Genomic DNA, 22365 nt, shown 5'->3' with positions numbered 1-22365 from the left:
CTAATAGATTAGCAGTTAAATAGCTGTACCAGCACTGCCTTTTGATAGTTTTTCAGAAATAATAAGGACAACTAAAATTAAGCAAATTTGTAAGACACCGTAGGCACACGCAGTCCCAAATTTAAATGCATACAATTTTTGGAATATGGCAACAGACAATGGAATAGTAGATGTACTGTATATAAGTATGGATGCAACAAATTCACCAAAGCTTTGTACTAGGGCTAATAGTGTTCCCGCTAATATTCCGGTGAATGTTAAAGGTATGACGATGCGTCTAAATGTATACCACCAATTGGCGCCTAATCCACGTGATGCCTCTTCAATTGACGGATCTAGTTGTACGAGAGAGGCAGAGGTTGACCGGAAAACAAGTGGCAAATGTCGGATGAAATAGGCTAATGGTAAAATCCAAAATGTCCCGATTAATACTTGATTAAAGGCAAAGATGTTTTCCGTGCTAAAGGCGGCGATTAAATTGACTGCTACCACTGTCCCAGGTAGAGCCCAAGGTACCATTATTAAAATGTCGAGTAATGTTTTTCCTTTAAAATTTAAGCGGACCATCGCATATGCTGCGGCAACACCAAAGATAATATTGCCAAATGTTGCGACGATACCCATCTGTATAGAATTCCAAATAGGTCGCCATGTACGCTCATCAGTAAAGAGAGCCATATAATGATCCAGTGTATAGTCTGTAGGGAGTATTTGAGTCTTCCATGCCCCATCAACAGAAAAGGATATTAATATCAGCACTAATATCGGTAAGATCAAAATCAACGTGCCGATACAGGAGGCAATAGTTGCCGCTATTTTTATTTTCTTGGAGGATACCTCCGAGCGATGGACACTTATCCCTTTACTGAGATTTTGATAATTTCGGCGATTTTGATACCAACGCATCATCATTAAAAATGTAATAGAGACAAAGGACAGTATCATCGACTGAGTTGCGGCCATCTCAAGATTGCCATTAGTACGAGATAAGTAGATTTGCATGGTCATAGTTCGTTCTACACCAAACATTAAGGGTGCCGTATAGGAGGCCATAGAGATCATAAACACTAATAAGGAGGAAGCAACAATGGAAGGGGTCAGCATGGGTAAAATAACCTTTGTCCACACGCGAATACGCCCTGCACCTAAACTAGTTGCCGCTTCTTCAAGAGCTGGATCTAGCCCCTTGATGGCAGCAGATGCGGTTAAATAAAAATAAGTATACATGGTGAAAGTATGAACAACGATGACTCCCCAAATCCCTTTCAATGAAAAGGGTACATGATCTAAACCGAATAAATGCTGAAAGACTCGAGGGAAAATACCACTATCTCCGTACAAAAAAGAAAAGGATAGCACACCGACTAGGGGGGGAAGTGCCATAGGGACCAATACTAAAATGGAAAGTATTCGTCTCCCAGGAAAGTTATAGCGTTCGAGTAAAAAAGCCATAGTTACTCCAACGATAGCGCAGCAAAGGACGCTAATACTAGAAATATAAATACTGGTCCACAAAGCTTCTAAATTTGCTGGGCTTGCTAGATTGAAAAATTTTTTATAGTGAAGGAATGGTTCATCACCAGCAAAGCTTTGAGTAAATGTTTGATAGAAGGGATAGACGACATAGGCGAACAACACTAAAAATAATGGCGATATTAATATATAGATGAACCAATTGGAATGAAAGATTCGTGTCCATATACTTTCTTGAGAAGCATTGACAGTTTGCTTTTCCATATTGGCTTCCTCCTATTCCCCTAAAAAATACAGCGAGTCATGCGTTATATGAATGGTAATATCCTCGCCAATCTTTTTTATTTGGTCATAAGAATTAATAAGCATTACTTTAAGTGAAAAGGCGTTACAATCTACAATGTAATTGACGCTAATGCCTGTGAATTCAACAAAGGTTATTTTTCCTGTTAATGTATTATCCCCAGTCCCCAAATGAATAGATTCTGGACGTATTGAAATAAATACTTTGTCTCCAATCATATGCGTTAATGCTGGAGAGCTCTGTTGCTTTCGCCCAGTAAAAATATGTCCATTTGCTGTTTTCACTTGTATTTCTTCGCCTTCAATTGCTTCTAATATGCCCTCAATTAAATTGGTTTCGCCAATAAAGTTAGCTACAAAGCGATCTACAGGTCGGTGATATATTTCCTGAGGAGTCCCAATTTGCTTGATATAGCCGTTTTCCATGACCATGATTCGGTCAGACATCGCCATAGCCTCCATTTGATCATGGGTAACATAGATCGTCGTGACACCAAGCTCAGATTGAATCCGTTTGATTTCAATACGTGTTTCCTCACGTAACTTTGCATCTAGATTGGATAATGGTTCGTCAAGTAATAAAATATCTGGCTCAATTACTAGAGCTCGAGCCAAAGCCACACGTTGCTGTTGCCCACCAGAAAGCTCATTTATTTTTCTATCCCCGTAATTTGACAGATGTACTTGTCTTCTAATTCGATCTACCTTGCGCTGAATCTCAGTTTTAGAAAATTTACGAACCTGTAAACCAAATGCGATGTTTTCATCTACTGTCATATGAGGGAAAAGGGCATAGTTTTGAAATACCATACCGATATTGCGTTTATTTGGCTGAAGCCGAGTGACATCTTGTTCATCAAATAGAATCTTACCTTTAGTTGGGTAATAAAAACCGGCAATCATTCTCAAAGTAGTTGTCTTGCCGCAGCCGCTTGGCCCAAGAAAAGTGAAGAATTCACCAGCCTTTATTTCGAGATCTACATCTTTCACACCATACAACTGACCAAACTGCTTCGAGACATTTTCGATTGTGACTCTTTTCAACAAAAAACTCCTCTCCAACAAAGGATTCATAGCTATATAGGGGATGAGATAGTAAGGTAAAAATCCACTAAAAAAGCTGGATTTTCACCCGGATACTAATTACCGCGGCCTTTAATATTGTTATCCCAGTATTCCATCCATTCAGCCTCTTTGTCAGACATTTGCTGCCAGTCTATATCGAATGTTTTTAAATCTAATTCTTGATACCACTCTGGCATGGATGCCTTATCGATATCAGATCGTGTAGGAATTTGATAATAATCTTTGGCTAACTGTGTCACCATCTCTTTTTCGAATAAAAATTCGACAAATAGTTTGGCATTCTCTAGATTTTTCGCATTGTTGACAACTGCAACACCATCTACCAAAATAGGTGCTCCACTTTTTGGATAAATATAATCAAAGGGATAATCAGTTGTATATTTCTTTAATAAAATATCTTGTAGATTCCATAAGGAGACACTGCCTTCTTGTCGTGTTAGCTTTAAGTACAAAGCATTAGGATCTTGCGTATATTCCTTCGTATTAGCGTCTAATTGTAATAGCCATTCATAGCCTTTATCAGGAGAGTTCGCATCTTGTCGTACAATCATAGAGGAATATATGGTGCGCATTGTTCCTGAAGCCAGCACACCCCGAATTAAAATTTGATTCTTCCATTTAGGGTCAAGAAGGTCATCCCAATCCTGTGGCCCATTTTCTTTTGTTAATAAATCACTATTGATCATAATGACTTCTGGTAGCAGCATCTCTCCAAACCAGCGGCCATCTACATCTTTATGTGTAGCATCAATAGAGTCAATAAAGCTAGGCTGCCAGGCATGTAATAAGTCTTCATTTGCCCCAACAATGAGCGCTGATTGTGTGCCGCCCCACCAAAAGTCTGCCTGAGGATTAGCCCTTTCGCCACGTAAACGTTCTAAAATTTGCTGAGCGCCCATTGTTAAAAATTCTACTTCAATGTCTGGATACTTTTTATTAAACTGATCGATTACATTTTGCACCATTTCTTCATCACGTCCTGTGTAAATAACAAGCTTACCAGATGGCGTTGTTGCCGCTACTTCCGTTTTGTCGCCATCTGTCGTTTTATCGTTATTGGCAGCATCATTTGTAGTTTTTCGGTCATTGTTTCCACTACATGCGGCTAAAACAAACAGTATGAACACAAGGAAAAAACTAAGAATACGTGTTTTTTTCATCAACTTCCCCTTTCTTAAAGTAAGGTACTTACATATTGCAGTATAATACGAAGGGGTAACATTCATGTTAGAATTATTAAAAAATTACATTTTCCTTCATCATAGCGAAGTGCTAATCCATTAGCAACGGCATTTCAATGAAGTTCAAAAAAACTCCTTAAAAAGGAATATTCCATTTTCAAGGAGTTTTCTATCTGTTTAAGTTTGTGCATCCAATAGGCTATCATTTTGTCGGCGTTGCGCAATAATTGTCGGCAATAACATACCGACTATCACTAAAACAATGCCCATAATTTGCAATGCAGTTAAAGGTTCATGTAGGACAATAACGGAAACGGTAACTGCAACAGGTAATTCAATAGCGCTTAAGATGGAAGCAAGTGCACCACCAATTTTGGGAATAGCAATGGAGAATAAGTATATAGGTAAAATGATACCGAATAGACCGAGGGCTAATCCATACTTCCATAAGCCTTCCATAAACAATTTTCCGTTCCAAATCACTTCTGGACTTAAGAAAATACTGATCATTATAAGGGCTACAAAGGAAACGATAAATACCCTTGAAGTGGTTGTAACCCCTTCCACTGGTCGAGAGTTAAATTGAATGAAGCAGGCAAAGGTAACGGCAGCAGCAAAGCCGAATAACCATCCTTGGAGAGGGATTCCACTTAAATCTACATTTAAAACACCTGCAGCTAAAATTGTTCCTACAAATAAGATAATAATCGAAATAACTTCAGGTCGACTTGGTAATCTTTTATGTAGAGCACAATCAATTAACAAACCTATCCATGTAAATTGGAACAGCATCACTACTGCAAGAGAAGCGGGTAAATACTTGAGAGATTCTCCATACACTATTCCAGTCGTTCCGGTAAAAATACCAGCACATAATAATATAAGGATGCCTTTTTTGGATGGCTTAGGTAATTTTCTATCTGTCAACATAAAAATAACTAAAACGAGTATAAAGCCAATAATATATTGGCTCGATACAGCCTCTGCAGATGTAAAGCCATGCTGCATCGCTACTTTGACAATAGTCGACAAAATTCCGTAGCTACTAGAGGCAATGACGATCAAAAGAGGGTAAATTAAATTTGTTTTCATGAATACAATCTTCACTTCCTAAAATTGTTTCACCATATGATGAAATGGTTCATCGATTATGGACCAAGGCTCAGTAATAACAAAGCCTAAACGTTCATAAAGACGACGAGCATCTTCTTTTTGAGTTTCTACATTTAAGGATAACTTTGTATAGCCATGCTGCTTTGTCAGTTCTTCGGCATATTGTAAAAGTAATGTACCAATTCCTTTACCGCGTGCTTCTGGTGTTACACAAACTGTATCGATATAAGCCTCATCTTCGTGGGCCTCATGATCGATGATGATTGATGGAGCATTTTTAGCCTCTAACCATTTTACAAGGTTAGCATCCATAGCAATGGCATGTGCGCCATAATAATAAACGAGAATTCCTACTATTTGCTCATCCTCCGTAGCGACATAGGTATTTAAATAAGAATGTCGATTGTCGTCACGCTGAAAAAGGGTTGTCAGTTCTTGACGAACAGCCTCGGACGATTGCTCGCCAGTTAAACGATTGGCAATCTCACCAATCGCATCAATAATTAAAGGCACAACGGCATGTGCATCTTGTGGTTGAGCTTGTCGAATTGTAATACTCATCTTGAAAATCCCTACCTTTCTATAGGCAAGTATAACAAAGTTAGTGGATGACACAAATTTTCAGGCATGCTCTCAAAAGTTAAACCTTTATAGAATGACAATTTTCGTGTTAATCTATAATGACTAGACTTTCAGGAGGACAATCATGACGAAGCAAGATAAGGATTTTATTTTAGTCTATGGAGATGCATTTATTGACTATATTGCTGATGATGTAACAAACACATCATTTACAAAATATATGGGTGGTGCAACAGTAAATGTTGCAGCAGGTATTAGCCGAATTGGCGCACCATCTGCCCTAATTACAATTACAGGGGATGATGAGGGTTCTCAGTTTGTGCGTGATGGGCTTGTAGAGGAAGGTGTCAAGCTTGACTATGCCATATTCGACCCAGCTAAACGAGTAAGTGGTGTTTATGTGCATCTGACAGAAGCCTGTGAACGAATTTTTAAAGATTATGTGGATGAAACACCTGATTTACAAGTGGAGCCACTACAGTTAAATGAAGCAGCATTTAAACATGCCTCTGCTTTAACGGTATGTTCAGGGACCATGTTCCATCCGACAGCTCTAGCTACAACTCAAGCTGCCGTAGAAATGGCGAAGGACAAAGGTGCGATCATTGCGATGGATGCAAATATTCGTCCATTACGCTGGAGTAGTGAAGAAATTTGTCGAGAAACGATTACGTCCTTTTTTGAGGATGTAGATATTTTAAAGGTAACAGATGATGAGTTATTCTTCCTGACGGAAACGACTAGTTTAGAAGAAGGAATTGAACAACTAAGTAGCTATTTAGTGCCTATTATTTTAGTAACAGTAGGAGAAAATGGCACTTATGCTGTGTTGAATGGAGAGGTCATCCATGTACCAACTGAAAAGGTAATACCTGTAGATACTACTGGTGCAGGGGATGCATTTATGGCAGGGGTATTACGCGATGTTCATTACAATGGCTTGCCTACAACAAAAGAAGAGCTTGTTCGCTGTACAAGCTTTGGCAATAAATTAGGAGCATTTGCAGCAACAAAAGCAGGAGCTTTAACGGCTTTACCATATTACGAGGATATTAAGCATTTACTGAAATAATCCTATGGAGTGTGACCAATATGGAAAAAAACTATGATGTTTTAGTTAAGGATCAAATATTCTTTGGCGGCGCAAAAGATGCGGAGGCGGCTTTTGAGCAAGAAGCTGTAGATGTTGTAATAGATGTTCGTGTGCAGGGACTTACTTCAGAAGAGCAAGAGGCTGTTTCTTATTCGTATAAGCATATGCCAATTGCAGATGAAGATATTGCGGTAGCATCATCTATTCAGCATGTAGCTAAGGAAATTGCTTCGTCCTATGAGGTAGGACAGAAGGTATATGTTCACTGTGGGAGTGGCGGTGGTCGTGCTGGTGTAGCAGCTACTGCGGTGTTAATAGAGCTAGGGCTGGCTCATTCTCTAGAGGAAGCGGAGGCAGCGGTAAAAAAGGCCCGTCCACAAGTAACGATTCGACCTAAAATGGAAGACGCTCTACAACAACTTTATAAATAAAGGAAAAGATGTGCTGATAAAGGTACATCTTTTTTTGTTTTTATAAATGAAGCAGGGCGTATAGAAGATGAAACAGGGGACTATCTAAAACATGACATCTTATCCTATGGAAATGGCACAGAATATTTGGAAGAAAAAACAAAATTTTGTTCTATACATGTTAGAACAAAATTGTTATATTTAATGTATAACAACTAATGGGGTGATCTGTATGATGGAGGAATTAGCAAAAGTTCCATGGGCAGTGATAGCACCGCTCATCGTCGTTCAATTAATATTAATGATCGTAGCACTTATTGATTTGCGTAAAACACATGCAACGAATGGGCCAAAAATTTTATGGGTATTTATTATTTTATTTACAAATATAATAGGGTCAATTGCGTACTTTATAGTTGGGAGAAAGCAGTCATGACAACATTACTTCAAGTAACTGGTTTGACCAAACGATTTGCAGAGCACAATGTTGTAGATAATGTTCAATTTATTCTAGAGGAAAAGACTTCAACGGCGTTAATAGGGCCAAATGGCGCGGGTAAGACAACAACATTGTCCATGTTAATAGGGCTCTTAACGCCGACTGCCGGAAGTGTAGAAATGCTAAAAGGGGATTTACGTGAAAATATAGGGTTTTTACCCCAATATCCACAGTTCCATCCTTGGCTAAGCGCGTTAGAATTTACTGAGATGGCTGCGCGGCTAAATGGTGTATCAGCAAAAAATGCTAAATTAGAAGCGCAAAAAACATTAGAGTTTGTAGGGTTAGGAAATGTTCAACATAAAAAAATAGCTACTTTTTCTGGTGGGATGAGGCAACGCCTTGGTATTTCCCAGGCAATTGTGCATAAGCCAAAATTACTGTTATTAGACGAACCTGTTTCAGCACTAGACCCTGTTGGCCGTAGAGAGGTTCTTGATTTATTAAAAGGTTTACAACAAGAGACAACCATTTTATATTCAACTCATATTTTAAACGATGCGGAAGAAATGACGGATCAGCTATTATTCTTACAAAATGGAAAACTAGTAGAGCAAGGAACATTACGAGAGGTACGCCAACGTTTTGATGAGCAAAATTATATAGTTGAGTTTTCTAGTGAGGAAGAGGCAAAGCTTTTTGCAAGCTCGACAGATCATGTTGTAGTAGGCTGTTATGTATATATCGAGATATTGAATGAGGAGCCAACGATGAAGGAGCTGCTTCATCGTTTAAGTAATTGTCCTTATACAATAAGAAAAGTAGAACGACAAACAGCATCGTTGGAGGAAATTTTCATGAAGGTGGCGAAAAAAGCATGAGAGGATTCAATGTACTTCTACAAAAGGAATTTAGAGAGGCGTGGCGAAGCTGGAAATTTTTGTGGATACCTCTTGTGTTTGCCCTGCTCGGAATGAATGATCCCCTGATAAATTATTATATAATGGATATTTTAAATGCTGTTGGAAATGTGCCAGAAGGCTTTGAAATGTTGATGCCTGAATTAATGCCCGTTGACCTATTACAGGCTTCTATAGGGCAGTTTCAAACGATAGGGTTATTGGTGATAATGGCTTCTTTTGTGGGTATTATAAGTAAAGAACGTGCGAGTGGTACGGCTACCTTATTATATGTAAGACCTATATCTTTTGGAGCCTACTTTATGAGTAAATTTATTGTAATGAGTGCAGTTTGTTTTGTGAGTATTTTAGCAGGCTTTGCAGCAAGCGTGTATTACACTAGTATTCTATACGGAACTTTAGAAATTGGACCACTGCTTGCCAGCTTTTGTACGTATTATGTTTGGCTAATATTTGTAATTGCTGTGACATTAATGATGAGTGCTAGTTTTAAAACAATTATAGCTACTACATGTGCCTTTACGGTTATCTTTATTGGGCAAATAGTCGATATGGTAGTAGGACTATTCTGGACTATATCCCCTTGGAAGCTAGCAAGCTATGGACCTTTACTAGTTCGTGGAACAATGGAGATGTCTGATTACTGGTGGAGTTTAATTATGACAATAGGACTTATAATTCTTTGTATTTGCATTGGAATTACAATGATGAAAAGAAATGCGGCTATGACGAAAATTTAAAAATATAGGACGGAAAATCTGATACGTTTAGACTTTTCCGTCCTTTTGTTTTAAAGCATACCGCCATTGATAAGCCAAACAAAGAACATGATCCACGAAAGGGTTGAGCACAGAAAGCCAGTTTGTTTGGGTATTCTTTGAGTCGTCAGCAAAATAACCATACCCCTTCCATGTTAGTGTCCTTATACAAAATGACGTAGCGTAACTTTCAAGTGGATATATAAATAAATGACAGCAAAAATTACATTCTTGGAATATCCATTACTTAGGAATATAATGGTGGTGTAACTCGAAATTTGTCAAATAACTCGGAAAATACATAAAGTTACTAGAGAAAGAGGGTACGTAAAGGTGGAGACTGAAAATTCCGATCGTTTCCTGACAGCATTTAATCGAATAGACCATAGATTACGAGATATTGTAGGCATTAAGGATTTTACGCCCTTTTATCGGCTCGTTGATCAAGCGAAGAAAAAAGAGGTATTGGTGAAAAAATACGAAGATGATTTACGGTCATACGCCGATCTGCGAAATGCAATTGTCCATCATCGTACTTCTATTAACTATGTAATTGCTGAACCACATACCGATGTAGTCGAAAGAATTGAATACATAGATGCTACGCTCGCTAAGCCTATGCTTGTCGGTCAAATGTTCCGAAAGAGAGTACTTGTTTTTCAAGAGAATGATTCCCTCAAGCATGTGTTAAAGGTTATTCACCAGCGAAAATATACGCAGTTCCCCGTCTATTTTAATAAACAATTTAGAGGGCTAATTACAACTGTAGGAATCACCAATTGGCTTGCCTCTAAAATGGGTGGCGACCATTTACCTAAAGGAATTCCTACGTTGCATGATATTTTAATGCATGAGAAAAATAGGGTGAATTACAAGTTTGTGAGCAGATACATAACGATATATGAAGCAGAAGAAATTTTTAAACAGGGAGTGGAAAGAGGTAGGCGTTTTGAGGCATTACTAATAACAGAACATGGCAAACCACACCAAAAATTAATAGGAATCATTACACCGTTAGATATTGTAAAAATTGATTAAAAAAAAACGAGACAAACATTTACGGGCTTGAATGTCTCGCTTTATCTTTTAGGCTAATGTATAAGGACCCATTTGTTTGAACCTGTGCAAAAAAGACATCTTCAACGGAATGCACATTTTGTTTTTTAAGCTTCTTCATTACCCAGTCCTCTGTTAATTCGAGCTCAACAATATTTTCTTTGATAAGTTGCCCATCTGACACAACCTCTGTAGGCAAATAAGTAGGTGGGGAAACATCAGCTTTAACATCCTGCTTTGTGGCAACTTGCTCGGAGGTTTTTTGCAGGACACTTAGTTTTCCGTTTGTTTCAAGTAACGCATATTGAATATCCTGTACAGAAAAGATGGCTTGCTCACGCAGCATCATTGTCAGCTCGTCCATATGCAAACGATTTTTTCTTAAGGCAGATTCTAAAATAAGACCATTTTGTACGACAATCGTAGGTTTGTCATCAATAAGTACGCGAGCTTTTTTTGATTTAATCGTAATAATCGTCATTAAGTAGGTTAAGGCACTCCACCAGACAAGGGATATTACGCCATCTAAAAAGGGTGTTTCCTCCTGTGAGGCGATTTCTGAAGCAATTGATCCAAATGTAATACCAGTAATATAATGGAAAAATGTTAGTTGGCCCAATTGTTTCTTTCCAAGAATACGCGCCAAAATAAGTAAGATGAAGAATGAAAGTGTTGTTCGAAGAATCATTTCCCAAAAGTTAGCATGAATAAAGCTTTCCATGCATACATCAACTCCTTTTACAGCTGTCGAAACATAGCTTGTGCAAAATGGTTAATAGTATGCGACAATCGTCAATAACAAAAACTAAATAGAGTGAGGTGGCAGCATGAATAATCAAATAAACGTCGCAAATCCAACCTACCCCATTATGATTTTAATAGGTGTTGCTCATCTTATCAATGATACGATGCAAGCTGTTATTCCAGCTATGTTTCCAATCTTCAAAAGTGAGCTAGGATTGACCTTCACACAAATTGGTCTCATATCATTTGTCTTAAATATAGTTGCGTCTGCATTACAGCCTATTGTTGGGTTTGTCAGTGATAAAAAGCCAATGCCCTATGCATTACCAATAGGTATGATAAGTTCTTTTATTGCTATAACAATTATTGCTTTTACTACTCAATATTGGATTATTCTTATTGCGGTATTATTTTTAGGCTTCGGTTCAGCAATATTTCACCCTGAGGGTTCTAGAGTATCCTTTATGGCAGCAGGCTCTAAAAGAGGGCTTGCTCAATCGATTTATCAAGTTGGGGGGAATTCAGGACAAGCGCTTGCCCCATTAATTAGTGCCTATATTTTTGATATTTTCGGCCAGCGTGGTGCAGCAATTGTTTTAGTAGCGGCAACTTTTGGTATTATTCTTTTAACTAAGATTGCAAAATGGTATAAAAAGCAATTAGAGCAGGAGCGCACAGCGAAGAAAAAACGTGTGTTGATTTCGACATTGCCACCATTAACAAAGAAGCAGGTAGGCGTAGCTTTAACCTTACTATTTACCATCATTTTTGCACGATCATTTTATACAACCAATATAACTAGCTTTTATGTATTTTATTTAATGGATCATTATGATGTGAATCTCCGTCTAGGACAAATCCTTATTTTCCTATTCATGGCGTTTGGGGTAGTGGGAACATTTTTCGGAGGCTCTCTGTCAGACCGAATTGGAAGAAAAAATGTTATTATTCTTTCCGTTGTAGTACCAATGCCATTTTGCCTAGCATTGCCTTATGTACCGCTATGGGCGGCTATGATATTTTTAGTGATCATTGGTACATTGATTATGATTAGCTTCTCTGTAACCGTGGTATACGCGCAAGAGCTAGTTCCTTCTAAAATTGGTACAATGGCCGGCTTAACAACTGGCTTTGCTTTTGGTATGGGGGCCATTGGAGCAATGGTTATTGGTGTTTTAATTGACCATAAAGGTATTGATTTTACAATGATGGTCGTTTCTTTATTGCCGTTATTATTGCTAATTGCCTTTTTCCTACCGAAGGATAAACCGGCAACTTCGGCGGCTTAGAAAAAACGCATCAGGACTGTAGGCAAACTCGGAATGGGTTTGCCTACATTTTTTTTACAATGAAATAAAGTTTTCAATTACGGTCGGAGTGCAGTTGCTATCAGTCCAGAGAGTTAAAATGAAGTGACAAAAGCCATCGAGAGGTACTTCCCGATGACTTTTATCTACAGCCTGAACGCTCCTTTAAAAAAGAGAGCGCGTTTTTTATTGTCTTAATGGGGATAAAAATTCTGCAGGAAGCTTTTCTTGATCGATCACATAGCCCTCTGAAATATGAACCTCATGCATCTTATCGTTGTAAGTAAATTTAAAGACACCGTTGTCAAAATCCGTGCCGATTTCCTTGAAGAAGATACCTTCGATGGATACATATTTCGGACATGTAAATGCTACTTTAAAGTTCTCCTGTTCTTTAATTAAGTAAGCACGAACACCTTTTTCGTATGTCTCGTTAGCATCATCATCAGTAGGACGTTGAACAGCTACAATATGAAAATCTACAAAAGGAACTTCTTTTAACAGTACGTTAAGGAACGAACCTTTAGTAATCTCCTCCCAGCGACTTTGTGCGCTTTGTCCTACAATAATTTGTGAAATGCCATAGTTTTTCGCCACTTCTGCAATGACTTTCTGAATGGGGCGTTTTTCATTATCTTGCAAAATGAATTTCTCGACCTCAAGTTCGTCTGATAACTTTTTCCATTGCTCAATATAACTAGATTTTTCAGCGTCAAATGCATCAAGGGGTTGCGAATCAACTGAAAGAATATAGAGTGGGCAATCTAGCATTGTTGCCATTTTGTGCCCTCTACGTATCAAACGTTCACCATTTAAGCCATAGTAAACACAAACTAATATACTTTCGTCTAAACGCCCTTTTACATGCCTCATAAAAATGTACACCTCTTATCTGTTGGTATTTTGTTAATTTCACTGTTGATTTCGAAAAATTATCCTAAAACAGCTAAAATCGATGCTGTTACAGTGCATTATGCTCATTTATATTGTATACTTAAAAATGTATAAAAGTTAACGAAATATATTGGAAAACCCTTGAAGCAATAAGCTTATATCAATGATTTAAAGTTATTTAATTTATGCATTGCGTGCATCTAAGCTTAATTGATTTCATATGCCACACTATTATGCAGTGTGTTAAATAGATAGTCAAGTGTCTTTATAATGCTGATATAATTGAGTTGTAACTGTATAAATTATCTGATTTTCCACAAGTTATTTAGGCTTGCATCGGGTTAGAGGTGACTAAATAACTAAACATACCATTTTCAATGAATGACAAGACACTTTAACACCCCATCACTTTCCATTTGCAAAATTTCAAGAATATATCTGATATGTTACTTAGCTTAAACAAATTGCTATAGTTTTAGCACTTACCATTCCAATCACCACAAAAATTTGCTTGATGATTTTGATAGTAGGAGGTTTTCATTTGGTTACAGTTCTTATCGCGATACTTTTGCCATTTGTCTGTGCTGCACTTATCCCATTGCTGTATAGGCGACTAAGGCGTGTAACACATCTTGGCTGGTTTGTTTTTTCTGTTCCATTCATCTTGTTTCTTTTACTTGCGCGCTATATTCCTCAAATTGCCGGAGGTAAAACATTTATCCATACATATGAGTGGATTCCCTCTTTTAATATAAATATTACAACTTACCTAGATGGGCTCAGTATGATTTTTGGCTTACTGATTACAGGTGTAGGTAGTTTAGTCATTTTATATTCTATTTTTTATTTGTCAACGAAAGAATCTCTTCACCATTTTTACTGCTATTTATTACTATTCATGGGCGCTATGCTTGGCGTTGTCTTTTCAGATAACCTAATGGTATTATACACATTTTGGGAATTAACGAGTGTGTCATCATTCCTATTAATTGCATTTTGGCATCATAGAAAGGCATCACGTGCAGGTGCTAAAAAAGCAATGATGATTACAGTCTTTGGCGGTCTCTCTATGTTAGCTGGTTTCCTGATGCTATATGTAGCTGCTGATACATTTAGTATTCGTGAAATTGTAGCTCATGTAGAGGTTATCCGTGATCATGCCCTATTTACTCCAGCATTAATCTTAATTTTACTAGGGGCTTTTACAAAATCTGCACAATTTCCATTTCATATTTGGCTACCGGACGCCATGGAAGCACCAACACCTGTTAGTGCATACTTACACTCAGCCACAATGGTAAAGGCAGGGATTTATTTAGTTGCCCGCTTTTCACCAGTTTTTGGCGGAGAAGCGATTTGGTTCTGGCTCGTAAGTGTTATTGGTCTTGTTACACTTTTCTGGGGATCATTTAATGCAGTTCGCCAAACGGATTTAAAGGCGCTTTTAGCCTTTTCAACGATAAGTCAGCTAGGCTTAATTATGAGTCTATTTGGTCTAGGGTCTGTGGGTCATTACTATGGCTACACTAAAGACTCTATTATATATACACAAGCAAGTTTTGCTGCTCTTTTTCATCTCATCAACCACTCCACATTTAAAGGAGCCTTATTCATGATGGTTGGGATTGTCGACCATGAAGTGGGAACTCGGGATATTCGCCGTTTAGGTGGCTTAATGTCCTTAATGCCTATTACATTTACAATCGCAGTCATTGGTAGCTTTTCTATGGCAGGATTACCACCATTTAATGGTTTCTTGAGTAAAGAAATGTTTTTTGCAGCGGTCTTGGCTATTCGGGATGTAGAGGCCTTTTCCATTGCTGATGTAGGGTTATTTTTCCCATTAGTAGCATGGGTAGCCAGTATCTTTACCTTTGTCTACAGTTTAATTTTAATTAGTCGAACATTTTTGGGTAAACTACAGCCTGAGAAAATAGATAGAAAACCACATGAAGCTCCATTGGGCATGCTAATATCACCCATTATTTTATGTCTGTTAGTAGTCGGTATCTTTTTCTTCCCGAACGTGTTAGGTCATTATATTTTAGAGCCAGCCATGGCAAGTATTTATCCTACATTCCCAACAGCCAATGAATTAACACCACATATTTCTGCTTGGCATGGAATTAATGCGGAATTGTTCATGACGTTAGGAGTCATTGTACTCGGGATCATCTTATTCAAAACATTGAAAAGCTGGAAGCCGATGTATCGCATTTTTTCACAAAAATATACGTTTAATAATTACTATAATCGAATGATAGAAATAAGTGAAAGTGGTTCAGAGAAGCTTACTCGCAAATATATGACAGGTAATTTAACCCATTATTTTGTCTATATATATGTATTTTTCGTGGCACTAATCGCTGGTTATTTTATTTATTCAGACGCAATGACCTTTAATTTTGATATGGACTCCACGATTGAGTCATACGAATTAATTCTTGTATTTGTTATGGTATTCGCTGCAGTTTGGATGATTTTTGCAAAGGGTCGCGTTACAGCCATGCTATTAAATGGCGTATTAGGCTATTCAATTGCCTTCTTCTTTGTCATTTTCCGCGCACCAGATTTAGCGTTAACACAATTAGTTGTAGAGTCAGTAACAACTGCATTATTCCTTTTATGCTTTAAGTATTTACCAGACTTAATGCCTGAGGCACCTCGCAAAAGGGTGCAATGGTCTAAAGCGATGATCTCTATTTTTGTCGGTGCAACAGTCACAATGGTTGGTCTAGCTGTAGTGCACTACGAGCAATTTGAGCCAGTATCCACTTATTTTAATGATGCCTATGAGCTAGCGGGTGGTTCCAACATAGTTAATACAATTCTAGGGGATTTTCGTGCCTTTGATACAATGCTTGAGGTTGTAGTGCTTCTGATTGCTGGCTTAGGGGTTTATACACTAACAAAGCTTAAGCCTCGGAAGGAGGAAGCAGATCATGAAAATTAATGATGTGATATTACGGACAGTCACTAAGGCAGTCGTCTTCATTATTTTAACACTTGGCGTGTATTTGTTCTTTGCGGGACACCACGCTCCAGGTGGTGGCTTTATTGGTGGCCTCGTGTTAGCTTCTGGCATTGTATTATTGTATCTTGCTTACGATATAGAGACTGTGCATAAGGGAATGCCGTTTGACTTTAAAAAGGTTGCGGCTCTTGGTGTATTGCTGGCAACAGGTACGGCAATTGGTTCTTTGTTTTTCGATGTACCATTTTTAACACAGGCTTATACGTATATAAATGTCCCGATTTTCGGGAAAATGGGTTTTTCAACCGTAACCATTTTTGAAGCAGGAGTAGCTTTGACGGTGGTGGGTGTTGTCGTGACAATTATTTTAAGCATAAGTGAGGATGAGTAGCCGATGGAATCTTTAATACTTGTTTTAGTAGGTATATTAGTAGCTGTTGCGACGTACTTAATCCTCTCTAAACAGTTATTACGTGTTATTTTAGGCACTGCTGTTTTATCACATGCTGCCCACTTACTAATTCTAACAATGGGAGGTCTTAAAAAAGGGGATGTACCATTATTAGGCGAATCAGAGGGTCCTTATACAGATGCATTGCCGCAAGCCCTAATTCTAACAGCTATTGTTATTAGTTTTGCTGTGACTGCGTTTGTTCTCGTTTTAGGCTATCGAGCGTACAAAACAAATGGTTCAGGGAATTTTGATGAATTGAGGGGTACGCCGGATGAGTAATATGATTGTTTTACCATTAATAGTACCGGTAATTACAGCTATTTTACTGGTGTTTTTAAAAGAGCATGTCTTTTTACAACGGATTATTAGTTTACTGACATTAAGCTTTATCGTTATTATTAGCGTGATTTTATTAGTAGAAATTCAAGAACAAGGGATATTGCGCATTGACTTTAGTGGTTGGGCACCTCCTTTTGGTATCTCATTTGTGGCAGATTCCTTCGCAACGCTACTCGTGTTAATAGCAAATATTGTAGCAGTTATTTGTATGCTCTATGCAATATTCACAATGGAGTTAAGGTATGAAAAAATGTATTTTTATCCATTTACCTTACTAATGGTAGCTGGTGTTAATGGTTCATTTTTGACAGGAGATATCTTTAACTTATTTGTATGTTTTGAGGTGATGTTGCTGGCTTCATATGCACTTATTAGTATAGGTGGGGAAAAGGTTCAACTCCGTGAAGCATTAAAATATGTGCTGATTAATATTGTAGCGTCTTGGATTTTCTTGGTGGCATTGGCTTTTCTTTATGGAACAGTCGGTACATTAAATATGGCCCATATTTCTATGCGTGTGATGGAAGCCGGTGCTAATCCACTTATTACAACAGTGGCACTCATTTTCTTAATTGTCTTTAGCTTAAAGGCGGGACTGCTATTATTCTTCTGGCTGCCTGGCTCTTATAGTGTACCTCCCACTGCCATTGCCGCTTTATTCGCAGCACTATTAACAAAGGTTGGGATTTATGCACTCGTAAGAACCTTTACATTGCTTTTCCCAAATAATACCGAAGTCACGCATATGGCACTTGGCATTATGGCGGGTATTACAATTATAGCTGGCTGTATCGGTGCTCTTTCAGGGCGTGATGTTAGAACAATCGCTTCTTATAATGTATTGATTGGTGTTGGGTTTATAGTAGCTGGTCTAGCGATTGGTACTGAGTCTGCCTTACAGGGCGTTGTCTATTATTTAATGCATGATATGGTGGCAAAGGCTATGTTATTTTTAGCTGTCGGCATGATGATTTATGTAACTGGAGAAACAGTCATAGATAAAATGAGTGGGCTTATTCGCAACTATCCGTTCTTTGGATGGCTATTCTTTGTAGCCATGTGTTCATTAGCGGGTATCCCGCCATTGAGCGGCTTTTTAGGGAAGGTTTTAATTGGACAAGGTGCGATAGAGGGCGGCAATTTTGTTCTATTAGGTCTAGGGTTTTTCTCTAGTTTAATTGTTTTGTATTCATTACTGCGGATATTTCTCTCCTCCTTTTTTGGAGAGACCATTATTAGTTTAGAGGATGAAAAGCCTTTACCCAAACGTGTAATACTGCCGTTAACTTTATTGGCTGCTTGTACAATTAGTTTAGGAATAGGAGCGGAGAAATTAGCTCCCTTTGTCACCGATGCAGCAGAAACGTTATATACACCATCTATCTATATAGACGCTGTTCTAGATGGTGAACAATGGCAAGGTGAGGTGAATAAATAATGGCGATGCAGTTTATTTTGAATTTATTTATCGCAGCACTTTGGTTACTTTTGCAAGATGAAGTGACACCACAATTTTCAACGTTTTTAATGGGGTTTATCGTAGGAATGGGCATATTATATGCGATGCACCGGTTTTATGGGACCCAATTTTACTTGCGACGAGTCTTTTCGATTATCAAGCTATTATGGCTATTTAATTGGGAGCTATTTTTATCAAGCTATAGCGTATTAAAGCAAATTACTACACCAAAGCTAAACATTACGCCAGGTATTTTTACGTATAAAACCGCACTCAAGGGTGATTGGGAAATTACGGCGCTAGCATTATTGCTAACATTAACACCTGGCTCTGTCGTCATGGAAGTTTCTGAAGAGGGCGATGTCTTTTATATTCATGCGATGGACATTGAGCAGTCTAAGGATGCTGTTATTCGCTCTATTGGGAAGTTTGAACAAGCAATAATGGAGGTGACGCGTTAATGATAGAGAATATTTTACTTCTGGCTCTCGCCTTCTTTAGTATTTCCATCGCGCTGTCGTTGTATCGGGTTATCCGAGGCCCATCTATGCCTGACCGAGCCATTGCTCTCGATACAATTGGTGTAAATCTTTTATCCGCTATTGCGATTGTTTCGATTATATTAAAAACAAAGGCTTACTTAGAAGCCATTCTTATATTAGGTATTTTAGCGTTTATTGGGACCATTGCTTTTACAAAATATATTGAAAGAGGTGTGATTGTTGAACGTAAATCAAATGATTGAATGGGCGGCAGTCATCCTCATTCTAATCGGGTCGATTGTGAGTGTTATTAGCGCATTTGGCATGATTCGTTTACCAGATGTTTATACGCGATCACATGCTGCTACGAAAAGCTCCACGTTATCCGTTTTAACTTGCTTATTAGGTGCATTTATATACTTTTGGGTGCACGATGGTTATGTTAGTGTCCGATTAATTTTAGGTATTCTATTCGTCTTTGTTACAGCTCCAGTTGCTGGACATTTAATCTGTCGAGCGGCTTATCGTTCTCATGTTCCATTAGCGGAAGGCTCTGGCGAGGACCAATTAAAAGATAAATTATTTACAGAAGACAAATAAGCAAGAGACCTCCAAATGGGGGTCTTTTTTATTTCCGCGGAAATTTTGTTAAAGAATGAAGGGATAATTATTAAGCTTTCGGAAAATAGTAAGGAAAGTGAACTTGAAAACAATAAATTGACTTATCTGAAAATTTAGCATATAATAATTCGTTAAAAATTTTCTAGTTTATCTTGATTATTATTTCAAAAGAGTATATCTTAATTAGCAGATAGTTTTTTATTCTCAAACATGAATAAATATCCAATCAACTATTTTCGAGAAATGTATTCTCATACACAATACATTATAAATAAAAGGAGATGCTTAAAGATGAAGAATAAGTTTTTCATGATAATTCTTGTCCTAGCTATTGGCGTACTAGCAGCTTGTGGCGCTAAAGAGGATAATGCAAATAATAATGCTGATGGTAGTACAGACAAACAAGTATTAAAAGTTGGTACTTCAGCAGACTATGCGCCATTTGAATATGTTGACGCTGCAAAAGGTGAAGAAATTATTGGATTTGATATTGATTTAATTAAATTGGTTGGGGAAAAAATAGGTGTGGACATGCAAGCGCAAGATATGGACTTCAACAGTCTTGTACCAGCGTTACAAGCAGGAAAAATTGATGTAGTCATTTCTGGTATGACACCAAACCCTGAGCGTGAAAAGGTAGTAGATTTTTCTGATCAATACAATGAAACAGAGCAAGTAATCATTGTTAAAAAGGATAGCGGTATTAAAAAGGAAGCTGATTTAGCTGGTAAAAAAGTCGGTGTGCAAACAGCCTCTATTCAAGAAAACTTAGGTAATGAAATTGCTAAAAAAGTGGATGTTTCAGTTGAAGGACGTACACGAATTCCTGAAATTATTCAAGATATGATGTCTAAGCGCTTAGACGCAGGCATTTTAGAGGGTGGCGTTGCGAAGGGTTATTTAAAAACAAATGATCAATTAGCAGCCTTCCCTGTAGAAGAACAGCCCGAGGATTTCAAAGCGATTGCTGTGCCAAAAGGCAGTGATTTAAAAGAAAAAATTAACAAGGCATTAAAAGAACTAGCTGAAGAAGGAAAAATCCAAGAGCTAGAAGAAAAATGGTTAGAAAAAGTTGAATAATACTTGCATGCGATAGCTCTTATTTGGGCTATCGCTTATGCTTTTCAGTTCAATCTAATATGCTTCGGCATGATTACGTCTAGATTTTGTCGAGTGTGCTAGAAAAGAACCACTCTCATATCTGTGACAACCGCCAGAAGCTTCTGTATTTGTTGTTTCGCTTTCAGTGCAAAAAAGAATTGCTGAATCAAGATGAAAAAGAAAGGAGGGAGCGCTGTGAATTTGGATTTTACAGCTATCGTTCCCTCTATTCCTTATATTTTAAAAGGGATAGGTGTTACACTTCAAATTGCAATTGGTGCATCCATCATTGGGTTTATCGTCGGTATATTACTAGCCTTATGTAAAATTGGAAAGGTAAAAGTTTTACGCTGGTTTGCTGACTTTTATACGTCAATTTTCCGTGGTACACCACTAGTATTACAATTATTAATTATTTATTATGCAGTACCACAATTATTAGATATTCAAATCGAGCCTATTCCAACGGCCATTATTGCATTTGGTTTAAATTCAGGTGCATATATTTCGGAAATTATTCGTGCAGGTATTAATGCAGTGGATAAAGGGCAAATGGAGGCGGCACAAGCTCTTGGCATTCCTTATGCAAAGATGATGAAGGATATAATTATCCCGCAGGCAGTAAAAAATATTTTGCCCTCTCTAGTTAATGAATTTATTACACTAAATAAAGAAACTGCAGTTGTCACAGTAATTAGTGCCCTTGATATAATGCGTCGTGCTTATATCGTAGGTGGTTCGACATATCGATATCTTGAGCCTTTACTATTTGCCGGTATTATCTATTACCTCATGACACTTGTTTTAACGTTCCTTGGTAAACGAATCGAGAAGGGAATGAGAAAAAGTGATTAAAATTGAAGATCTACACAAATCATATGGTCAGAATGAAGTACTAAAAGGTATTTCAACCGAAGTTAAAGAAAAAGAAGTAATTGCTATTATCGGACCTTCAGGATCTGGCAAATCAACATTCCTTCGTTGCCTAAACTTATTAGAACTCCCTACGAGTGGAAAGGTAACGATTGCTGGGGATGTTCTTACAGATAAAGGGACGAATATTATGAAAATACGGGAAGAAGTTGGGATGGTATTTCAGCATTTTCATCTTTTCCCACATAAAACAGTGTTAGAAAATTTAACGTACGCTCCAATTAATGTAAAGGGAATGGATAAAGCGGTTGCGATAAAAAATGCAGAAGAGTTACTTAAGAAAGTAGGGCTCTTTGAAAAGCGCCAAGAGTATCCAAACCGTCTCTCTGGTGGACAAAAACAACGTGTTGCCATTGCCCGAGCGCTTGCGATGGATCCAAAGGTTATATTATTTGATGAACCAACGTCAGCACTCGATCCAGAAATGGTTAAAGAAGTATTGGCTGTTATGAAAAACCTAGCGGACAGCGGCATGACAATGTTAATTGTGACACATGAAATGGGCTTTGCACGTGAAGTTGCTGATCGTATACTCTTCTTAGATGGTGGCAAGCTCATTGAGGATGCTCCTCCCGAGCAGTTTTTTACAGCGCCTTCAACACAGCGAGCAAAGGATTTCTTAGAAAAAGTTTTATAAATAATT

At 37.9% G+C, this 22365-nt stretch carries 24 protein-coding genes; 17 read left to right on the top strand and 7 right to left on the bottom strand.

The window, feature by feature from the left end:
• Positions 1 to 15 precede the first annotated feature (15 nt).
• From C9J29_RS18820 to C9J29_RS18800, 5 genes are all read right to left on the bottom strand, one after another.
• Complete coding sequence (locus C9J29_RS18820) at positions 16 to 1737, bottom strand: ABC transporter permease (protein ID WP_089986859.1); 1722 nt, start codon at positions 1735 to 1737, stop codon at positions 16 to 18.
• A 12-nt stretch (positions 1738 to 1749) separates the two neighbouring features.
• Positions 1750 to 2820, bottom strand: a complete 1071-nt coding sequence (locus C9J29_RS18815; RefSeq protein ID WP_089986860.1) for an ABC transporter ATP-binding protein — start codon at positions 2818 to 2820, stop codon at positions 1750 to 1752.
• Between the two features lie 95 nt (positions 2821 to 2915).
• On the bottom strand, positions 2916 to 4022 hold the full coding sequence (locus C9J29_RS18810) for an extracellular solute-binding protein (protein WP_089986861.1): 1107 nt from the start codon (positions 4020 to 4022) through the stop codon (positions 2916 to 2918).
• 198 nt (positions 4023 to 4220) lie between these two features.
• Entirely contained in the window at positions 4221 to 5135 is a 915-nt protein-coding gene (locus C9J29_RS18805; protein WP_089986862.1) for an EamA family transporter, read from the bottom strand.
• Between the two features lie 18 nt (positions 5136 to 5153).
• Entirely contained in the window at positions 5154 to 5717 is a 564-nt protein-coding gene (locus C9J29_RS18800) for a GNAT family N-acetyltransferase (RefSeq protein ID WP_089986863.1), read from the bottom strand.
• Between the two features lie 145 nt (positions 5718 to 5862).
• Here C9J29_RS18800 and C9J29_RS18795 point away from each other — a divergent pair, with 145 nt between their 5' ends.
• The 6 genes from C9J29_RS18795 to C9J29_RS18770 all read left to right on the top strand — a co-directional run bounded on the left by C9J29_RS18795 (position 5863) and on the right by C9J29_RS18770 (position 10396).
• Positions 5863 to 6810 carry a carbohydrate kinase family protein gene (locus C9J29_RS18795; RefSeq protein WP_089986864.1) on the top strand — a complete coding sequence of 316 codons (948 nt, stop codon included), beginning with the start codon at positions 5863 to 5865 and terminating at the stop codon, positions 6808 to 6810.
• Positions 6811 to 6830: 20 nt separating this feature from the next.
• Entirely contained in the window at positions 6831 to 7262 is a 432-nt protein-coding gene (locus tag C9J29_RS18790; RefSeq protein WP_089986865.1) for a protein-tyrosine phosphatase family protein, read from the top strand.
• A 211-nt stretch (positions 7263 to 7473) separates the two neighbouring features.
• Complete coding sequence (locus C9J29_RS18785) at positions 7474 to 7677, top strand: PLDc N-terminal domain-containing protein (protein ID WP_081937092.1); 204 nt, start codon at positions 7474 to 7476, stop codon at positions 7675 to 7677.
• Positions 7674 to 8561, top strand: coding sequence for an ABC transporter ATP-binding protein (locus C9J29_RS18780; protein WP_107922602.1), 888 nt, complete (start codon positions 7674 to 7676; stop codon positions 8559 to 8561). Before C9J29_RS18785 ends, C9J29_RS18780 begins: the two co-directional genes overlap by 4 nt.
• Positions 8558 to 9340: an ABC transporter permease gene (locus tag C9J29_RS18775; RefSeq protein WP_089986867.1), complete on the top strand. Its 783-nt coding sequence runs from the start codon at positions 8558 to 8560 to the stop codon at positions 9338 to 9340. The genes C9J29_RS18780 and C9J29_RS18775 overlap by 4 nt, the downstream gene beginning before the upstream one ends.
• 351 nt (positions 9341 to 9691) lie before the next feature.
• Positions 9692 to 10396: a CBS domain-containing protein gene (locus C9J29_RS18770; RefSeq protein ID WP_089986872.1), complete on the top strand. Its 705-nt coding sequence runs from the start codon at positions 9692 to 9694 to the stop codon at positions 10394 to 10396.
• A gap of 19 nt (positions 10397 to 10415) precedes the next feature.
• Here the strand turns inward: C9J29_RS18770 and C9J29_RS18765 are convergent, their stop codons facing one another.
• Positions 10416 to 11135, bottom strand: coding sequence for a DUF421 domain-containing protein (locus C9J29_RS18765; protein ID WP_089986873.1), 720 nt, complete (start codon positions 11133 to 11135; stop codon positions 10416 to 10418).
• Between the two features lie 106 nt (positions 11136 to 11241).
• Here C9J29_RS18765 and C9J29_RS18760 point away from each other — a divergent pair, with 106 nt between their 5' ends.
• Positions 11242 to 12447: an MFS transporter gene (locus tag C9J29_RS18760; RefSeq protein WP_107922601.1), complete on the top strand. Its 1206-nt coding sequence runs from the start codon at positions 11242 to 11244 to the stop codon at positions 12445 to 12447.
• Positions 12448 to 12651: 204 nt separating this feature from the next.
• Here the strand turns inward: C9J29_RS18760 and C9J29_RS18755 are convergent, their stop codons facing one another.
• Positions 12652 to 13338: an adenine nucleotide alpha hydrolase family protein gene (locus C9J29_RS18755; RefSeq protein ID WP_089986875.1), complete on the bottom strand. Its 687-nt coding sequence runs from the start codon at positions 13336 to 13338 to the stop codon at positions 12652 to 12654.
• Between the two features lie 562 nt (positions 13339 to 13900).
• Here C9J29_RS18755 and C9J29_RS18750 point away from each other — a divergent pair.
• The 10 genes from C9J29_RS18750 (at position 13901) to C9J29_RS18705 (ending at position 22359) form a co-directional block, all read left to right on the top strand.
• Complete coding sequence (locus C9J29_RS18750; protein ID WP_170844169.1) at positions 13901 to 16312, top strand: Na+/H+ antiporter subunit A; 2412 nt, start codon at positions 13901 to 13903, stop codon at positions 16310 to 16312.
• Complete coding sequence (locus C9J29_RS18745) at positions 16302 to 16724, top strand: Na(+)/H(+) antiporter subunit B (protein ID WP_036122157.1); 423 nt, start codon at positions 16302 to 16304, stop codon at positions 16722 to 16724. Before C9J29_RS18750 ends, C9J29_RS18745 begins: the two co-directional genes overlap by 11 nt.
• 3 nt (positions 16725 to 16727) lie before the next feature.
• Positions 16728 to 17066: a Na(+)/H(+) antiporter subunit C gene (locus C9J29_RS18740; RefSeq protein WP_004233143.1), complete on the top strand. Its 339-nt coding sequence runs from the start codon at positions 16728 to 16730 to the stop codon at positions 17064 to 17066.
• Entirely contained in the window at positions 17059 to 18564 is a 1506-nt protein-coding gene (locus C9J29_RS18735) for a Na+/H+ antiporter subunit D (protein ID WP_089986877.1), read from the top strand. Before C9J29_RS18740 ends, C9J29_RS18735 begins: the two co-directional genes overlap by 8 nt.
• Positions 18564 to 19046, top strand: coding sequence for a Na+/H+ antiporter subunit E (locus C9J29_RS18730; protein WP_012292439.1), 483 nt, complete (start codon positions 18564 to 18566; stop codon positions 19044 to 19046). Before C9J29_RS18735 ends, C9J29_RS18730 begins: the two co-directional genes overlap by 1 nt.
• Complete coding sequence (locus C9J29_RS18725) at positions 19046 to 19330, top strand: Na(+)/H(+) antiporter subunit F1 (protein ID WP_025116881.1); 285 nt, start codon at positions 19046 to 19048, stop codon at positions 19328 to 19330. The genes C9J29_RS18730 and C9J29_RS18725 overlap by 1 nt, the downstream gene beginning before the upstream one ends.
• Positions 19308 to 19667: a Na+/H+ antiporter subunit G gene (locus C9J29_RS18720; protein WP_089986878.1), complete on the top strand. Its 360-nt coding sequence runs from the start codon at positions 19308 to 19310 to the stop codon at positions 19665 to 19667. The genes C9J29_RS18725 and C9J29_RS18720 overlap by 23 nt, the downstream gene beginning before the upstream one ends.
• Positions 19668 to 19979: 312 nt before the next feature.
• Positions 19980 to 20768 (top strand): transporter substrate-binding domain-containing protein, encoded by a 789-nt coding sequence (locus C9J29_RS18715; RefSeq protein WP_107922600.1) that lies wholly within the window; start codon positions 19980 to 19982, stop codon positions 20766 to 20768.
• 216 nt (positions 20769 to 20984) lie between these two features.
• Positions 20985 to 21644, top strand: coding sequence for an amino acid ABC transporter permease (locus C9J29_RS18710; protein WP_031418079.1), 660 nt, complete (start codon positions 20985 to 20987; stop codon positions 21642 to 21644).
• Entirely contained in the window at positions 21637 to 22359 is a 723-nt protein-coding gene (locus tag C9J29_RS18705) for an amino acid ABC transporter ATP-binding protein (protein WP_089986880.1), read from the top strand. The genes C9J29_RS18710 and C9J29_RS18705 overlap by 8 nt, the downstream gene beginning before the upstream one ends.
• Positions 22360 to 22365 lie beyond the last annotated feature (6 nt).

This window comes from Lysinibacillus fusiformis (genome assembly GCF_003049525.1).
Classification (GTDB): domain Bacteria; phylum Bacillota; class Bacilli; order Bacillales_A; family Planococcaceae; genus Lysinibacillus; species Lysinibacillus fusiformis.
The sequence above is the reverse complement of the archived record's forward strand: the minus strand, read 5'-3'. Positions and strand labels throughout refer to the sequence as shown.